This is a genomic window from Acinetobacter sp. 24-47-67, assembly GCF_056779735.1.
The window spans coordinates 1-17,280 of sequence record NZ_JBWYIK010000011.1 but is presented as its reverse complement, the minus strand read 5'-3'; the positions used below and the strand labels follow the sequence as shown (position 1 = coordinate 17,280).

The following is a 17,280-nucleotide window of genomic DNA, read 5'->3' as shown; positions in this document are numbered from 1 at the left end:
AGACGAATAAGTATCCAATTTAAATGATTTCAAAAGCATTCATCTTTCAGTCATTAATACAATGAAGTATTAGAAAGATGAGTGCATCATGAATCAACCATTACAACAAAACTTAACCGCACTTCCTATTCTGAATTTAAGTCATTTTGATCAATCATCAACGCAAGCAGATTTTCTGCAACGACTTGCACATATCGCCAAGGATATTGGTTTTTTTTATTTGATAGGTCATGGCATTTCAGCTGAAAAAATTTCAGAGATTCGGCGTATTACTCGGCAGTTTTTTTCGCTGCCACAAGAACAAAAAGATGAAATCGCTATGATTCATTCCCCGCATTTTCGAGGGTATAGTCGAGTAAATACCGAAGTTACACGTCTGCAACCTGATTTTAGAGAACAAATAGATATTGGTTTTGAACTAGCAGCATTAGAACCTGAAACTGGACCGACATGGAGACGTTTGCAGGGACCAAATCAGTGGCCTTCGAATTGGCCTGAGTTTCAACGCGTAGTCACCGCATGGCAACGAGATCTCAGACAAGTTGCAATTAAATTATTAAAAGCCTTGTTGCTTTCATTGGGGCAGCAGGACACAGCACTTGATCAATTGATTACAGGCAGTCCACATGAACTACTCAAGCTGATTCATTATCCCCCAATTGATCAAATGAATCATCAGGGTGTAGGGCCTCATAAAGACTCCAATATTTTAACTTTACTTTTACAAGACCAGATCGGAGGACTTCAGGTCTTAAGTCAAGGCAAATGGATTGGAGTACCATTTGTTGAACACGCATTTGTCGTCAATATCGGTGAGGTTTTAGAGCTTGCTACGAATGGTTATTTGATTGCGAATCAACATCGAGTCATATCTCCAATGAATGCAGATCGGTATTCGGTTGCTTATTTTCTTTCTCCCAATTTATTTGCTGGTGAAATTCCGCTTTTAAATCTTGCAGATGATTTAAAAGCGCTTGCGCAAGGACCTGAGACAGATCCACTGAATCCTTTACTGAGAAATGTGGGAGAAAACTGTATCAAAGGTCGACTTAGATCTCATTTAGACGTTACTGAAAAATATTATCCAGCACAATTTAAACAACTCCAACAATCAACAACAATATCGAGTAAATCATGAAGTCAAAATACGCCCAATTTTTATTTATTATTTTTGCAATTCTCATTATCAGTGCATGTAGTGCTCAACCTGAACCTCAAAAAACAAAGCAAACACAACAAACAATCGTGATCGGATCACATGGATCGGATGTTGATATTTGGAGACATATCGCGGATTCTGATCAGGCCAAAACAGCAAAAGTTGACATTGAAGTGAAAGAAATTAATGACGGTGTGGCTTTGAATCAAGCTTTGCTCGATGGTGAAATTGATGTAAATGCATTTCAATCTTGGGCATATTTCAAAGAATTTAATGACTTGAATCATCAGAAGCTCGCAGTCTTGGCGACGACTTATTTAGAGCCTATGGGGTTATATTCTCAGAACTACAAGTCACTAATTGCTTTGCCTGATCGGGCCTTAATTGCAATTCCAAATGATGTGGCGAATACAGCACGTGCATTAAGGTTATTAGAGCGTGCTCAGCTAATTACACTTAAGCCTGATTTTAATACGATTTCTGGAACTCTTGAAAGTATCCAGTCAAATCCGAAATCACTTCAATTTAAATTGGTCAAAGGTGCACAACTACCACGTGTATTGTCTGAGGTGGATTTAGCCGCAATTGGAAATACTATTGCTCTGGAAAGTGGACTAAACGTAATAACAAATGCGATATTTAAAGAAGAGGTCACTGATAAAGCTTTAGAAAATGTCAATATACTTGCAGTGCGTAAAGACCGATTGAATGATCCAAAATTTCAAAAACTTTCAAATCTTTACCATCAGTCTTACGTTGAGGATTATATTCAAAAGCATTTTGGTGGTACAAAATTGGGCATTCAACTAGATCCTGCCACATTAAAGTAAAAAAGCGCCGTTAGGCGCTTTTTTTAATGTTCAACATTATTCTTGAACAAAAGTCACTGTCCCATTTGCAAGTGATTCAACACGAGCAAGTGATTCAACTCGGTAACCTTTTTCAAGTAAAAGATCACGGCCAGGTTGGAACGACTTTTCAATCACGATACCAATCCCGACAACCTCAGCTTCAGCTTGGTGAATCAAATCAGCTAAACCTAAAGCTGCTTGTCCATTCGCAAGAAAGTCATCGATCACAAGAACCTTATCTGTTGCTGCAATGTGCTTCTTAGAAATAGCAATTGTGCTTTCTACTTGCTTTGTAAAAGAGAATACTTTTGAACGATATAAATCATCTTTTAAAGTTAAAGATTGATACTTACGTGCAAAAATTACCGGTACACCAAGTTCCAAGCCAGCCATCACAGCAGGTGCGATACCTGAAGCTTCAATTGTGATGATTTTGGTGATGCCTGCATCTTTAAATAGACGAGCAAACTCTTGACCAATTAGTTGCATCATCACTGGGTCGATTTGGTGGTTTAAAAAAGAGTCAACTTTTAAAACCTGATCAGATAGAACGATACCTTCGTTTAAGATTTTCTGTTCTAGTGCGTACACGGGAGAATCCTCTAGGGCAGGAGCCTTTTTAAGCAAACACGTATTTTAAAAAGCATCTGTAAAAAAGCAAGTAAAATATGCCTTAATTTTTAGGACCGTTATACCCTGTCAGTAAGAGACCGTATGAGGATTTCTTATCTTGGTGTGTGACTTTCACTGGTAGATAGTCCAATTTCGGAGACAGCCAAAAAATCGTTTCACGACCTGGTTTATCATGTTTCATCACCACCTTGATGGTATCAAACGTGCCGTACTTGGTTTCCACTTTTTCAGTGCCTTGTTTGACGAATCGACGTGATTCAACTTCTTTAGCATCTGCAATCCAATATTGCGATTTTAAACCGTTATTTTTGAGGTCTTCACGAATTTGCAATTCTGCATTTAACTCATCCAGTACACCAGATTTCCATGCAAATGAGCGTTGCTCTTTATCTTTGGTGGTGTTAATGGTTTTGGCACTCGGATTAAATTTAATGCTCATTGTATTGTTATGAACCAAAATTTTACTGGTGCGACTAAAATTGGATGATTGAATTTGATTATTATTGAATGTGAAGTTACTGGTTTCAGTTGCTGAAGCAATACCACCTGCTTTAGCTGCAAAAACGTAATTCCACGTGTTACCTGATTTTTTCAAGGTTCGTGTTGCTGACCCCAAGTTTTTACCATTGTATGCAAACTGATAAGAGGCTTGGAAGGGTGTCATGGCAAGCGCTTGACTTGAATAGCCTGTGAAAAGCACGGCTGTACCTACACTTGCAATCACACTCAAAGTTTTAAACGATTTAAATGCCATAAATATTTTCCTTTACCTTCGTATCGAAGGATCACTTGAAGTTTTATTATCTCTGATAAATAAGGAGAAATAATCAATAATCACAGTGAAAATGTATTTTTCTGTAGCTTAAGTTTTATGACGACATTAGAACTCTGCGCTCTAGTCGTCCTTTTGTTTAATTGGTGTAATGTGATCACTTTCCACTTCATCAGACTTAGATTTGAATCGATCAGTATTCATTTTGCTAAATAAAGCCATCAAATTTACATTACCGATCACGACCAATTCTGTTTCACGAAGTTCTGCATGGTTGACGTGTACTTTGCCCAATGTTTCGATGATCGAGCGATTTTTTCCGAGCCACTGATTTAAATCGAGATGTAAGAGATCGTCTTTGACTTTAATGACATTAAACCGCTCTAAAATCATGCCAAGTGGATCTTTACGAAGAATTTTTTGATAGAAAAATAGGGCAGAGCGGAATGCGATTTTCATCCAAAAGGTTTGAAATTTTGCTTCAATGACTTCGGTTTCACTAATTTGTTCAAATACAATCAGTTGTACATCTTTATTCAATTCCATTTGAATCAGCTTTAAATCTACAGAGAGAATGGTATAAAGCCCTTTCACATTCAAAGTAGCATAGAGTCGAAGCCAATCATCATGTAAATCTGCATGTAAATCTTCAAGGATACTGACATTGTCGGTCACAAAGCGCTTGAAAGTCGCATTTAAAAAAACTTGAGAGACAGGAAATTCACGTTCTTCTTCAATAAATCCTTCAGCCTTTTGATAGACTTTACGGAATTTGTTCGCGATATTTGAAATAATCGTTGGCATAAGTGAAGTTCCATTACCTCTAAATCTTGTGAGATGTCAGCTAGTGTATATCTTGTAGGTGATTACTACCGAAGGATAACAGCTTATCCAATTGCGATGTAATGTTTACAAAGACGTTTATTATGGTTTTGATGGTCAGGCGTTATTTAAGTTTAATCTATTGGTTTCGCATGACTTTATCTTATTTTATCTGAAGAACTTGCTCAATATTTAACTCATTTGTCTAAAATATGTCATCAATATAAAGATCAACTCGATTTATTCAGATTGATAAGCGCGCTGAATCTGACAGACCTCAATCGAATACGTGTCATACCATGATAGGCGACCTTTTTGTTGGGCGTAAAGATGCTCAGTGTCCTGACGCCAAGCTTGAATATCCTCTAACCGACTCCAATAAGAAAGACTGACTTCATTATCCTTCTCTTGATAGCTTTCAAACTTTGTACAATGGTAATCATGCATCGCTTTATGCCGCATTTGGTTTGCTAATTTTACATATTCATCATCAATATTTTTTATTTTCGCTTTGAAGATGACAACGAAGTTCATTTGTGAATACTCATTTATTATTTTAATGTGCTTCCCGAATAACGGGAAGCAAAGACTGACGTCATTGAGGAGTGTTATTCGTCATCCAAAAGCAAGTAAGGATTTTCAAAACCCAGTTTTTGTAAAATCTCAATCTCAATTGCTTCCATTTCCTCAGCATCTTGTTCAGAAATTTCATGATCATAGCCCATCAGATGTAAAGTACCGTGAACCAACATATGAGTGAAATGTGTTAATGGTGCTTTAGATTGTTCTTCTGCTTCACGAAGCACAACGGGAATACAAATCACCAGATCTCCGATCGGGAAACTGTCTAGAATTTCAGCCATTTCATCTGGTAAGTCGCTTGGAAAAGATAAAACATTGGTTGGCTTATCTTTACCACGATATTCAAGGTTAAGTTTGTGACTTTCTTCGACATCTACGCAAGCTATACCAATTTCACAATCGCTTTGTGTATCAATATGACGAAGGGTGGTTTCAATAATTTTTTTAACATACGCACGTTTGAGCACCAAGCTTGATGCTTCAAACGATTGTTGTAATGAGAGACTGAGTTTCAAAATCTTGCCTTGAGCGTGATTAGATTTAAATTACTCTGCATCTTGATGCTGAGCATCAGCAGCAGAATCATTTTCTGATATGAGTGCTTCTTGACGCGCTTTACGTTCCGCACGTGCTTCAGCAGTTAAACGATGTTGTTCACTGTCCCAACCTTCGTATGCTTCTACAATTTTTTGTACAAGCTGATGTCTTACAACATCACGTGAGTGAAAACGTGTGATATGGATTTCTTTAATCTTTTCAAGCACACGTAATGAATGTGCCAAACCAGACTGCTGTCCACGTGGTAAATCTACTTGGGTAATGTCACCGGTAATGACTGCACGCGAACCAAAACCAAGACGAGTTAAGAACATTTTCATCTGTTCTGGCGTTGTATTTTGAGCTTCATCTAAAATGACAAAGGAGTGATTGAGTGTACGACCACGCATATATGCAAGTGGCGCTACTTCAATAATTTGACGCTCAATTAATTTTGCCACTTTTTCAAAGCCAAGCATTTCATACAGGGCATCATAGAGTGGGCGTAAATAAGGATCAATTTTTTGTGATAAGTCACCTGGCAAGAAGCCAAGTTTTTCACCAGCTTCCACAGCAGGGCGAACTAAAAGAATGCGTTGAATTTCATTGCGTTCAAGCATATCAACGGCAGCAGCTACAGCCAAATAGGTCTTACCTGTACCCGCTGGACCAATCCCGAAAGAAATATCACTTTGAAGAATGCGTTGTACATAGCGTTTTTGGTTGGCCCCCCGCGGATTAATGCGGCCCTTACGGGTTTGGAGCCAGACTTCGTCAAGTCCTGTGTGTTCTTGATTAGGATCCAATTGTAATTCATGATCAGTCTGGCTGCCTTGAATCATTAAATGAATCAAATCAGAGCTGATTTGTTGAGAAACTTCAGCTTCGGCGTATAAGCGCTGAAGTAAGCTTTCAACTCTCTCGACTTCATCAATTCCACCGTCAATAAAAAAACTATCGCCACGCTGACTGATTTTTACATCTAAACGTTGTTCAATTTGTTTCATATGACCGTTGTACGCGCCAAGCATGGTTTGTAAACGGTCCATTGAAACACCGGGAAAAGCCACTGTACGTCGAATCGCTGCAGTCAAGAGATTTCCTTTAGAGTCTGTTAATCTATACCTCTACATTACGCCACGTCAGGTTCAAGATTCAAGAGTTCACCGTAAACTAAATTTAAGGTTTTAATCTCTGTAATCTCAATCTCTGCAAAGCGTCCGAGCCAAGAAGCATCACCAATAAATGTTACTAAACGTGTATTGTCTGCGGTTCCTACCAATAAGTTTGGATCGTGCTTTGAAACGCTCTCAATGAGCACACGTTGAACAGTACCAAGCATAGCATCAGTTTTTTGGATACTTGATTGCTTGATCCATTGTTGAACTTTAGCCAAGCGCTCTTTTTTAACATCTTCAGGTGTTAAATCTTCCAACTCTGATGCTGGTGTACCAGGACGTTTCGAGTAGATGAAACTATAAGAATGATCAAAATCTAAGTCTTGAATAAATTGATATGTCTCTTCAAAGTTAGCATCAGTTTCACCAGGGAAGCCAATAATAAAGTCTGAAGACAAATGCATATCAGGACGTACTTGGCGTAATTTAGCAATCTTATCGATATAAACGTCAATCGTGTGGTTACGCTTCATTGCCTTCAATACATCATTTGAACCGCTTTGAACTGGTAAATGAAGGTGAGAAACCATCTGTGGTAGGTCACGATAGCATTGGATAAGGTCATCATTGAATTCTAATGGATGAGATGTTGTATAACGAATACGACCAATGCCTGGAATTTCCGCCACTAGACGAAGAAGATCAGCAAATGTACAGATTTCACCTTCGAAAGTTTCTCCGCGGTAACCATTTACGTTTTGACCGAGTAAAGAAACCTCACGTACACCTTTTTCAGCAAGACCAGCAATTTCAGCAAGTACATCATCTAGGGGACGAGAGACTTCCTCACCACGAGTGTATGGCACCACGCAGAATGAACAGTATTTTGAACAGCCTTCCATAATCGATACGAACGCCTTATAACCTTCAACGCGAGGTTCAGGTAAGAAGTCGAACTTTTCGATATCTGGAAATGAGATGTCTACCAGTTTGATTTTCTCTTTTTTCGGCTTTTCAATTTGATCCGTATGCTGATCAAGCATTTGTGGCAAACGGTGAAGTGTTTGTGGACCAAATACCATGTCGACATAAGGTGCACGTTTTTGGATATTGTCACCTTCTTGAGATGCAACACATCCACCTACACCAATCACCAAATCAGGATTTTTTTCTTTCAGCTTGCGCCAGCGACCTAATTCTGAAAATACTTTTTCTTGCGCTTTTTCACGAATTGAACAGGTATTCATTAAAAGAATATCTGCATCAGCAGGGTCTGTCGTTAATACATAACCGTGTGAATCACCTAGCAAGTCGGCCATACGATGACTGTCATACTCATTCATCTGACACCCTTGCGTTTCGATATACAGTTTTTTGACTGCACCATCGATGGCTGGGGTGTGCTGTGGCTGGGTAACAGTGTTTTCTGAGGCAGCTGGGGCACTATTCGGAATGAAGGTTTGAACCGTCATGAAGGCTCCTATCCTATAAAAAGGGATAAATATGTTCCGGTGAAGTATGGGGGAATCCCACACTCGATAAAAGCGAGCTATTTTACAGTATTTGTACTACGGGTTGAACAAATATATAAATCAGATCAAGTTTATGGATTTACAGTAAAAATACTTTAAAATAATAGTGGTTAATCAGCGCTTTACATAACAGAACAGTACTTGATCATTAGAGTATTTAAAATACATTTTAAAATTGCCAAGCGCTGCAAAAGAGTTGATCATGCAAAAAAGCATGTCCAAATGTAGCGACGAGTTAAAGTTGAGAAGAGAAGCGTGTTAAAAAAAGCAGTGAAGCAAAAACAGTTAAAACAATATTTAATGGGGCTGATAACACTAGGTTGTTTGCCCGTTGCTCATGCGGCTGAAGAGCAATTTAATGAGGCGATTAAATTTGCGAACTCGGGTAATACAGCTCAGCTCGAATATTATCGTTCTGCAATGCAAAATGATGCGCTTGGATATTATCCAGAATATTGGATGTTGAATAATAATTTAGGCTTCCAACCCGCAACGAATATTATCAGCTTTGCACAGCGCTATCCTCAATCTGCAATGGCTGAAAAATTAGCTGCAGATTATGTCGAAGAAAAGGTAAAACAAGCGGATTTTAAGACAGCTCAACCTGTTTTACCTTATGTCACCAATCCTGACCAAGCTGAAAGCTGTGCAGTTGCGCAAGTGCGAGCAAAAAATGGCGATACACTGGTATACGCTGAGTATAAAGATGTATGGCTTAAAACAGAATCACAGCCGGAATCGTGTAATGGTTTAGGTCGCTTAATGTTAAGTAGTCCTTTACTCACGACTACGGATCGTCAACAGCGCCTATATGCGCAACTCAGAGCGGGACAGTCTGGTCCAGCAATCGCAACAGCACAAACTCTGGGTTTAAGCTTGTCATTAGCACAATTAAATCAAATTCAGGCAGATCCGTTGAATTATTTATGGTCTGCGACCAAAGGAACGACAGCAGATTATGCTTATTTGGTATTTGCTTTAGGTCGTGCTGCGGATGCGGACTTGAACACGGCGCTTCAAAATCTTCCTCGTGTCGTGCAAGGTGTTCCTGCAGATGTTCAAAAGTATATGTACCGCACGGTGGCGTATATTGGAGGCACGACAGTGATGAAAAATAATTTTAATCCTGAAGTGCTGAAGAACTTTGATTATAGTTATGGCGTGCCTTTTACACCAGAAGAGGCTGAAATTTACGCGCGTCAAGCGATTCGTTTTGGTGAGTGGGAAAGTGTGTTGCGAGCCATAGATAGTATGAGCGTTACGCAAAAACAAGAAGATCGCTGGCAATATTGGATGGCGAGAGCATATGAAAATCGTAAAGACCAAACTTCCAAGCAAGCTGCAAAAAGTATTTATCAACGATTAGCTGCCGCTGGCGATGATTATCATAATCTGTTGGCAAAAGACCATTTAGGTATTCGTTATAATGAAGCACATGATCGTGCTCAACCAAGCGCACAGGATATTCAACGTTTAGATCAAGATATTCACTTTAGACGTGCTTTTGCATTACGCAATATCAATGCTTCAGCAACTTACACAAATCGTGAATGGAATTGGGCTGTCCGCCAAGCTTATCTTAAGCAAGATGATGGTCTATTACTGGCTGCGGCAAAACGTGCCACAGAAATGGGGTGGTATGACCGTGCTATTTATGCGGCGGAAAGAACACTTAAACGTCATAACTATGCATATCGTTATGCGACACCACATCAAAATCTAGTGGTGACGCATAGTAAAAATGCAGGGATTGATCCTTCGTGGGCTTATGGTTTAATGCGTCAAGAAAGTCGCTTTGTAACCACGGCCCGTTCACATGTAGGTGCTGGTGGATTGATGCAAATTATGCCTGCAACAGCAAAAGATGTGGCACGAAAAATGGGTGAAACGTATAATCCTGCTGCATTATCCGATCCGAATACCAATATTCGTTATGGGACATATTACCTGTCAATGATTCAAGGTATGCTGAGTAACAGTCCAGTTCTGGCTACGGCTGGTTATAATGCAGGACTGACTAGAGCACGCCGTTGGCAACCAGAGTTCAAAAGCATTGCGGCGGATCAATACACAGAGTCAATACCACTTCATGAAACACGTGACTATGTGAAGAAAGTTATGACCAATGCTGCTCATTATGGTGTATTGCTTGGACAGGGGCCGCAAGCGATCGAAAGTCGTATGCCGCCTATTCCAGTAAGAAATACGCAATAGCATTTCAACTACTTTTGTGAGCTTTGATGAATCACACAAAACTGCTGTTTAGTCGTCAACACACTTACCTCCTCAGTAGTTTGAGCGTAGGGGCTTTGTTGTGTTCAGCAGATGTGATGGCATCAGGGAAAGGTTTACAAGGATATGTGCTTCAAGTACAGATGACACCTGCCATTTGTGCATTAGATCGAACAAAAGCGAAACACCGTAAATGCCTAGAAGGATATTCACTTACGATAAAGGGTCTTATCCCAGAAACCAGTCGTCATGATTGCCAAACGAGTTCATCTGCCACCTTGGCACCGCTACAGAAGAGGGTTGTTGCTAGGGTGATGCCTGATGAGCAGGCTAGAATTAGGCTGTGGGCCAACTATGGTGGTTGCGTTCCAATGAATGCCAGTCAGTATTTTCGTACCATTATTAATCATGCAGACCAATTAAAAGTTCCTGATTACTTAACAGGAGTGGATCGTAAAACAGTCTCTATCTCGACATTACGATCGCAATTCATCAAACTCAACCCAAAATTACCCAGCCAAGGTATTGAATTTCAATGCCAAAGCTTAAATGGTCGCCCGGTGTTAACGGGGGTTGAAATCTGTTATCGCACGAATGGTCAATTCAAGTCATGTGCGTCTGATATTGTCTCGACCTGCCCAAATACATTTGACATAGAGGGCGCCTACTAATTTATTTCCGCGAAGTTAATTTATATTTCCTATCAGACTTTTGTTGAAATTCATTCTCTTTTCAATGCATCTGTCAAAGTATTGGAGTACAATCTTCGCCGTTTATGATTATTAAGATTAGATAGAACAGCTATTTAATCGCATTGACTATCCTCTCAACTGGAGATAATTACATGAAGCAACCTGTTCGCGTTGCCGTTACTGGCGCTGCTGGTCAAATTGGTTACAGCCTTTTATTCCGTATCGCTAGCGGTGAAATGTTGGGTAAAGACCAACCAGTTATTCTTCAATTATTAGAAATTCCTGTTGAGAAAGCTCAACAAGCGCTTAAAGGCGTGATGATGGAACTTGACGACTGCGCTTTCCCATTGTTGGCTGGCATGATCGGTACTGATGATCCTAAAGTTGCATTCAAAGATGCTGACTACGCGCTTCTTGTTGGTTCACGTCCACGTGGTCCTGGTATGGAACGTGCTGACCTTCTTAAAGTCAACGGTGAAATCTTCATCGGTCAAGGTCAAGCGCTTAACGAAGTTGCTAGCCGTGACGTTAAAGTTCTTGTTGTAGGTAACCCTGCTAACACGAATGCTTATATCGCAATGAAATCTGCTCCAGATCTTCCAGCGAAAAACTTCACAGCAATGTTACGTCTTGACCACAACCGTGCGTTAACTCAACTTGCTCAAAAAGCTGGTGTTGCAGTTTCTGACATCAAAAACATGACAGTTTGGGGTAACCACTCTCCAACAATGTATGCTGACTATCGTTTTGCTAATGTAAACGGCGAAAGCTTAAAAGACAAAATCAACGATGCTGCATGGAATAAAGACGTATTCCTTCCAACTGTTGGTAAGCGTGGTGCTGCGATCATCGAAGCGCGTGGTCTTTCTTCTGCTGCTTCTGCTGCAAACGCTGCAATCGACCATATGCGCGATTGGGCTCTTGGCACAAACGGCGAATGGGTAACTATGGGTATTCCTTCTGATGGTTCTTACGGTATCCCTGAAGGCGTAATGTTCGGTTTCCCTGTAACTTGTGAAAATGGCGAGTACAAAATCGTTCAAGGTCTTGAAATTGACGAATTCAGCCGTGAGCGTATCAACTTCACGCTTAATGAGTTAGAAGAAGAACGTGCAGCGATTGCTGATATGGTTAAATAATTTAGTTTTCAACTAAATTAAAAAAGCACTCCATTGGGAGTGCTTTTTTTATGCACAAAACTTAACAATGCTTAAGAAATCCTTCTACATTGAACTTAGTATTGACATGTTATCTTGAACAAAATCATGAAAATTCAAGGAGCAATCCATGTTAGATATGGAAGTAAATCAAGAATTACTTTTTGAGCAATTGGGCCTAGATAGCTCACCTGAAGGGATTGATCACTTTATACAAACACATCGGCTTGATCCCAATACGCCGATGCATGAAGCTGATTTTTGGAACCCATCGCAACGCGATTTTATTATTAGTCATTGGAAAAAAGATAATGAATGGGCCATTGTCATTGATCAACTGAGTGAGCAACTCACAAACGACACAAAGTGATGAAAATATAATCACAAATTGAAACAATAAACCCAGACCAAAAGCTGGGTTTTTTCTTGGATTTATTATAAGTTATTTAAATAATAATTTTATTAAAATCTGATAAGGAGAGTCTCTTGATGGAACATAAACCTTCCTTAGCGTTATTGTTTTCTCAATTGGGGTTGGCAAATAGCCCAGCGGCAATTGAACTCTATATCCGGACACATCAGCTTTCCGCTCAACAAAATTTACATGATGCGCCATTCTGGAATAAAGGTCAGCGCGACTTCTTAATTAGTCATTTAGTACAAGATGATGATTGGGCAATATGGATAGATGAACTTAATCAACAATTACATATGGATGCATATAAATTAAAAATGGCCTAAAAAAAGCCCCATTCATGGGGCTTTTTTTTAATGCACTTTAGGTTTGGTTAACTGGATAAACCATTCTTGATCATGAAATTGTTTGAAAGAAGGGTGGGTTCTTACTACATCTAAATCATGATCAATGGTTTTAAAATATTTATTCAGCCAATGGCGTGTAAGTGCTGATTCTTTACGAGAAGCGCAAGCATAAGCCAGATTAAAATAAACATCACTATGGTTGGTTGACGTTAATGATTTTAAAATTTGCTGAGTGATAATCGCAAATTTTTCATCTTGAGTAATCTCAAAATACATCATGTAGGCTCTAGCTAACATCAGGGTCAGATTAATATACAAACGCATTGGCATTTCTTCAAAATCTACTCGACCTTGTTCAAGAAGAACAATCGCTTCTTGAAGAAAATGAATTTGTTCCTGACGAAGCTTACTCATACTGACCAGCTCTAAACGCAATTCAGCACGTTCAAAGGCAAGCTCAGGCGTATTTTTTTGTAAGTAAAGTTGGTCTGTTTCACCAATGCGTTGAATAATTAGCTTGGTATTAGATTGCATGGATGAGTCCTCATCAGGTTTAAAACCTATATGGAGGCAACTTCGAAAAAATAAAGCGCTAAATTAAAGTTCGTGCGGTCCTTAACCAAGCTGTAATCGAAAGACGTTGGTGGTGTGCAACAAGAACTTCATGTAATAAATCGCTTTGAAATAGAGCGATGCGATTAGGTTTAGGTTCAATAATATGCCACTGATTATTCTTATCTTGGAGCTTTAGTTGACCACCCCAATGCTGATGCCATTCCTCATGCAAATAAAAAACTGTCGACATCACACGACCATTTTTGCCTTGAGGGTTGTCTCGATGTAAAGCATAGAAATCACCAGGATTATAACAAGCGAAGTGGGCTTCGACTTCTTGAATGCCTAAATAAAATGCACGATTTAATTCCTGAGAGAGTAAATCTAAGGTTTTTATGTGTTGATGGGAAATTGATAGTTTTGGATCTAACCACAAAATGTGATCGCTGCGGATTGTGCTGACAATGCCATTTTGAATTGCTGCATTTCGAAAATCATCGAGATGGATTTGGCATTCATTTACAACGTTTTTTAAATAGCTTGGTGGGTATGCATGATCGATGATACTGAAGCCATGTTGATCTAAATCATCAAGGATTTGATCAACATTCCAATCCCCTGGGATGACAACTGCTTCCATATTTATCTCGCTATTTACTGTATAAAAAAAAGGTCAGCTATTTTAGAGTAATAATCGATTCTGAATGAAACACTTTTTCATGTTAAAATGATTGTTGATCTTAGGAATAATTGAAACATGAATTACCGTCACCATTTCCATGCTGGAAACTTTGCCGATGTCATGAAGCATGTATTGTTGCTTCAGATTTTGTCACGTCTTAATCAAAAAGATAAGCCGTATCGTTACATTGATACACATGGTGGTGCAGGTAAATACGATTTATCAACGTCTGCAGCACAGAAGTCGGGAGAGTTTTTAAATGGTATTCACCGTTTAGTTAAACTCGATGACTCAATTAAGCGTAATGCCCCTGAAGGTGTTAAGCAATATCTTAAAGTTGTAGAAGATATGCGTGCAGGTGCCGGAAAAGGCGCTTATCCGGGTTCGCCATGGTTCGCTTTGGAAGGAATGCGCGAAACAGATAAAGCAACAATTTTTGAGATGCAACGAGATGTATTTCAGCAACTTTATATGAATGTGCGTGATCGTCGTGCAGGTTTGCATGAGCGTGATGCTTATGAAGGTTTGCTCGGTGTGATTCCTCCTAAAGAAAAACGTGGATTGGTCATGATTGATCCACCATATGAGGTGGAGCGAAAGGATTTTCCGCAGTTGGTTGAACTCATTGCTACGGCATATAAAAAATGGCCTACAGGCGTATTTGCAATTTGGTACCCAATTAAAGATCGCGCAATGATTGATCGTTTTGAGAAAAAAATGATTAAGACTGGTATTCGCCGCCAATTGGTTTGTGAAGTATGTGTATGGCCAGACGATACACCTGTAGGATTAAACGGTTGTGGTTTATTGGTGATTAATCCACCTTGGAAGTTTTCTGAAGATGCAGATGAAGCATTGCAATGGCTTTTCCCGCACTTAAGAATGAGTGAAAATGGTGGTCATGCTGCCGTTCGTTGGTTGGTCGGCGAATAAGAATATTGAGAGATAAGGCTACAGTTAGGACGAATGACAATGACAAATATAAATAAACCTGAAACTGAATCTTCTCCAAGAAATGTTCCGGGCTTTGATGGTATTACTTTCGAAGTTGAAGAAGAGGAACATACGCAAGAAGGGCAAAAGGTTAAGCGTCGTGGGATTTATCTGTGGCCAAATCTGATTACTACTGCGGCATTGTTGTCAGGGTTTTACTCAATTATTGCAAGTATGAATGGCGAATTCACACAAGCTATTTATGCCATTTTTATCGCTGCTTTATTTGATGGTTTAGATGGTCGGGTCGCACGAGCAATTGGAGCGCAAAGCCCTTTTGGTGAGCAGTTTGATTCATTATCAGATATGTTGGCATTTGGTGTTGCGCCTGCAATTTTGATGTATAGCTGGAGCCTCCATGATCTAGGTCGAATCGGTTTGGCTGCATGTTTTGTCTATACTGCTTGTGCTGCATTCCGATTGGCACGTTTCAATGTGCAAATAGGTGTGGTTGATAAACGCTATTTTATTGGTGTAGCTAGTCCTCTAGCCGCAGTAATGATCATTTCTTTGGTTTGGGTGGGGCGTGATTTCCCTGAAATTTTTGTCCTATCTGATCCAATGATTCAGACGATAAATGCAGTCATTATTATTGCAGTTGGCTTGCTGATGATTTCGAATATTAAATACTATTCGTTTAAAACCGTAGATCGTAAACGTGTGCCGTTTGCAGTCTTGCCTATTGTTGTATTTATCTTTGCTGCGATTACATACAATATTCCTGTCGGTATTTTAGTGCTTTCGATTATTTATGCACTTTCAGGTTTCGTCACTACATTTTTGGCTCGAGAAAAAACAATATAAATAAAAAAGGAGTTTGATATGCAGTTGTTGATGAGTTTAGCGGACGATTCAAAACAGCTGAATCAGGCTCCTTTTCCTCTTCGGTTGGATTATCACGGTCCACGAGGAATCTATAAAATTATCCATCAAGGATTGATGATTCCAGGATTACCATCTCCACTTCATTATTTTAATTTTTTAACCATTATCGGCCAGCCGAATGTTCCAATGCTGCGTAATGATTATGCAATTAAAACAAGAGCCTTGGATACTGTTTCACTCATTACGAGCATTAGTCCACATATGGTTGGACATTTTCATGGTTATTCAATCATTAATGATTGCGAGATTAAAGAGAATAAATTTGTATTCGGACAAAGAGAGCAACTAGAAGGCTCAATCCCAAACTTCAAATTAATAAGAAAGGACAATGAACTTTCCGTTGATCTGAATATTCAAACTCAACCAATTATTTCGCACTTTACCAAACTAAAATTAGGTTTATTTGATCACTGGTCATTAGTGTGTCAATGCAAAGGAACAGTAACCTATAAAGAACAAACATATCAAATTGACCAGTTAGGATCATTTGAATTTGCTAGAGCGATCAATATTCCTTATCTACCACTTCATTTTTTTACCTATCAGATTATTAATTTGATTGATCAAAGGCAGTTACTTCTTGCTCATATACGTAATGGTTTAAATCAAATTGTACAATCAAGAATGTATTTAAGAGATTTAAAAACTCAGACATCTGAAATGTTTGATGATGTTTATTTCAAAGTTCATCGTGTATACCCAAAAGTAAAAACCCCTAATGGGCATGAGATGTATTTAGCGCGCGTATTTGAATGGTCATTTGAAAATAAAAAAAGAAAAATAATCGTGAAAGGTGAAAGTCGTGGAGATTTTAAATTCGGTGTTGCCGCAGGTTATGTCGGTAGTTTTAGTTATGAGGTGCAGATTGACGGAATTCAAGAAGAGGGGCAATCTGGGTATTGTGAATATATAGATTGCCGTAGTTTAAAGTGGCAAGAAATTAATAAAGATGAAAAATTAATGGATAATTTTGCAAGTATTGTGCCATGCACGCTTAAAAAATAGCTAAAAAAGCATAAAAATCACGTAAATTGAATAATAAATATCCAGTTAATCATATTTTATTTAAATATTTAAAAAAACATGGTTGCATTGGATATGAAATACTGTAGAATGCACATCCATCGGCGGTGATGTTGATTAAAACTTGTTGAAAAACAAGGATTTAGCTGAATAGGTTGGATCTAAGTTTTGAGAATGAGTTGGAAAATAAATTAACATTGCTAGTTGACTTTCTGAAAAGAAAAGGTAATATAGCCGACCTAGCTTGATGTTGACGAAGCATTAAGAAGATCATTAAGAGATTATGAAGAACA

Annotated in this window: 19 protein-coding genes; 10 read left to right on the top strand and 9 right to left on the bottom strand. The window is 38.9% G+C overall.

Going from position 1 to position 17,280, the window contains the following annotated elements:
* Nucleotides 1–88: 88 nt before the first annotated feature.
* Both AC1M9K_RS12205 and AC1M9K_RS12200 read left to right on the top strand, forming a co-directional pair.
* Entirely contained in the window at nt 89–1,138 is a 1,050-nt protein-coding gene (locus AC1M9K_RS12205) for an isopenicillin N synthase family dioxygenase (protein ID WP_481589420.1), read from the top strand.
* Nucleotides 1,135–1,989 (top strand): MetQ/NlpA family ABC transporter substrate-binding protein, encoded by an 855-nt coding sequence (locus tag AC1M9K_RS12200; RefSeq protein WP_481589419.1) that lies wholly within the window; start codon nt 1,135–1,137, stop codon nt 1,987–1,989. Before AC1M9K_RS12205 ends, AC1M9K_RS12200 begins: the two co-directional genes overlap by 4 nt.
* 36 nt (nt 1,990–2,025) lie before the next feature.
* Here AC1M9K_RS12200 and AC1M9K_RS12195 read toward each other — a convergent pair whose 3' ends face one another.
* The 7 genes from AC1M9K_RS12195 to miaB form a co-directional block, all read right to left on the bottom strand.
* Nucleotides 2,026–2,601 carry a xanthine phosphoribosyltransferase gene (locus AC1M9K_RS12195; protein ID WP_481589418.1) on the bottom strand — a complete coding sequence of 192 codons (576 nt, stop codon included), beginning with the start codon at nt 2,599–2,601 and terminating at the stop codon, nt 2,026–2,028.
* An 82-nt stretch (nt 2,602–2,683) separates the two neighbouring features.
* Complete coding sequence (locus AC1M9K_RS12190; protein WP_481589417.1) at nt 2,684–3,397, bottom strand: DUF3108 domain-containing protein; 714 nt, start codon at nt 3,395–3,397, stop codon at nt 2,684–2,686.
* Between the two features lie 141 nt (nt 3,398–3,538).
* Nucleotides 3,539–4,219 carry a hypothetical protein gene (locus AC1M9K_RS12185; protein ID WP_179999309.1) on the bottom strand — a complete coding sequence of 227 codons (681 nt, stop codon included), beginning with the start codon at nt 4,217–4,219 and terminating at the stop codon, nt 3,539–3,541.
* Nucleotides 4,220–4,477: 258 nt separating this feature from the next.
* Complete coding sequence (locus tag AC1M9K_RS12180; protein WP_481589416.1) at nt 4,478–4,771, bottom strand: antibiotic biosynthesis monooxygenase family protein; 294 nt, start codon at nt 4,769–4,771, stop codon at nt 4,478–4,480.
* A gap of 74 nt (nt 4,772–4,845) precedes the next feature.
* Nucleotides 4,846–5,334, bottom strand: coding sequence for an rRNA maturation RNase YbeY (gene ybeY / locus AC1M9K_RS12175; protein WP_481589415.1), 489 nt, complete (start codon nt 5,332–5,334; stop codon nt 4,846–4,848).
* A gap of 30 nt (nt 5,335–5,364) precedes the next feature.
* Nucleotides 5,365–6,450 carry a PhoH family protein gene (locus tag AC1M9K_RS12170; protein ID WP_092768044.1) on the bottom strand — a complete coding sequence of 362 codons (1,086 nt, stop codon included), beginning with the start codon at nt 6,448–6,450 and terminating at the stop codon, nt 5,365–5,367.
* Between the two features lie 38 nt (nt 6,451–6,488).
* Complete coding sequence (gene miaB, locus AC1M9K_RS12165; RefSeq protein WP_179999317.1) at nt 6,489–7,946, bottom strand: tRNA (N6-isopentenyl adenosine(37)-C2)-methylthiotransferase MiaB; 1,458 nt, start codon at nt 7,944–7,946, stop codon at nt 6,489–6,491.
* A gap of 360 nt (nt 7,947–8,306) precedes the next feature.
* On the opposite strand from miaB, the gene AC1M9K_RS12160 reads away from it, so the two are divergent.
* From AC1M9K_RS12160 to AC1M9K_RS12140, 5 genes are all read left to right on the top strand, one after another.
* Nucleotides 8,307–10,220 (top strand): lytic transglycosylase domain-containing protein, encoded by a 1,914-nt coding sequence (locus AC1M9K_RS12160; protein ID WP_481589459.1) that lies wholly within the window; start codon nt 8,307–8,309, stop codon nt 10,218–10,220.
* A gap of 26 nt (nt 10,221–10,246) precedes the next feature.
* Nucleotides 10,247–10,909: a ribonuclease T2 family protein gene (locus AC1M9K_RS12155; RefSeq protein ID WP_143047415.1), complete on the top strand. Its 663-nt coding sequence runs from the start codon at nt 10,247–10,249 to the stop codon at nt 10,907–10,909.
* 173 nt (nt 10,910–11,082) lie between these two features.
* A complete protein-coding gene (locus AC1M9K_RS12150; protein WP_035269892.1) occupies nt 11,083–12,069 on the top strand; it encodes a malate dehydrogenase in 987 nt (328 codons plus the stop codon).
* Between the two features lie 148 nt (nt 12,070–12,217).
* Entirely contained in the window at nt 12,218–12,457 is a 240-nt protein-coding gene (locus tag AC1M9K_RS12145) for a DUF2789 family protein (protein ID WP_035269893.1), read from the top strand.
* Nucleotides 12,458–12,576: 119 nt separating this feature from the next.
* Nucleotides 12,577–12,828: a DUF2789 family protein gene (locus AC1M9K_RS12140; protein ID WP_035269894.1), complete on the top strand. Its 252-nt coding sequence runs from the start codon at nt 12,577–12,579 to the stop codon at nt 12,826–12,828.
* A 27-nt stretch (nt 12,829–12,855) separates the two neighbouring features.
* On the opposite strand, the gene AC1M9K_RS12135 is transcribed toward AC1M9K_RS12140, so the two are convergent.
* Nucleotides 12,856–13,383 carry a hypothetical protein gene (locus AC1M9K_RS12135; RefSeq protein WP_092768038.1) on the bottom strand — a complete coding sequence of 176 codons (528 nt, stop codon included), beginning with the start codon at nt 13,381–13,383 and terminating at the stop codon, nt 12,856–12,858.
* Between the two features lie 58 nt (nt 13,384–13,441).
* Nucleotides 13,442–14,044, bottom strand: a complete 603-nt coding sequence (locus AC1M9K_RS12130; protein ID WP_092768036.1) for a 2OG-Fe(II) oxygenase — start codon at nt 14,042–14,044, stop codon at nt 13,442–13,444.
* A 117-nt stretch (nt 14,045–14,161) separates the two neighbouring features.
* Between AC1M9K_RS12130 and AC1M9K_RS12125 the strand changes: the two genes are divergently transcribed.
* Genes AC1M9K_RS12125 through AC1M9K_RS12115 form a run of 3 tightly spaced genes read left to right on the top strand, consistent with a single transcriptional unit; the run spans nt 14,162 to nt 16,969 of the window.
* Nucleotides 14,162–15,019, top strand: coding sequence for a 23S rRNA (adenine(2030)-N(6))-methyltransferase RlmJ (locus AC1M9K_RS12125; RefSeq protein WP_092768034.1), 858 nt, complete (start codon nt 14,162–14,164; stop codon nt 15,017–15,019).
* 39 nt (nt 15,020–15,058) lie between these two features.
* Nucleotides 15,059–15,883, top strand: coding sequence for a CDP-diacylglycerol--serine O-phosphatidyltransferase (gene pssA / locus AC1M9K_RS12120; RefSeq protein ID WP_035269898.1), 825 nt, complete (start codon nt 15,059–15,061; stop codon nt 15,881–15,883).
* An 18-nt stretch (nt 15,884–15,901) separates the two neighbouring features.
* Nucleotides 15,902–16,969 (top strand): DUF6670 family protein, encoded by a 1,068-nt coding sequence (locus AC1M9K_RS12115; protein WP_481589414.1) that lies wholly within the window; start codon nt 15,902–15,904, stop codon nt 16,967–16,969.
* Nucleotides 16,970–17,280: the final 311 nt, after the last annotated feature.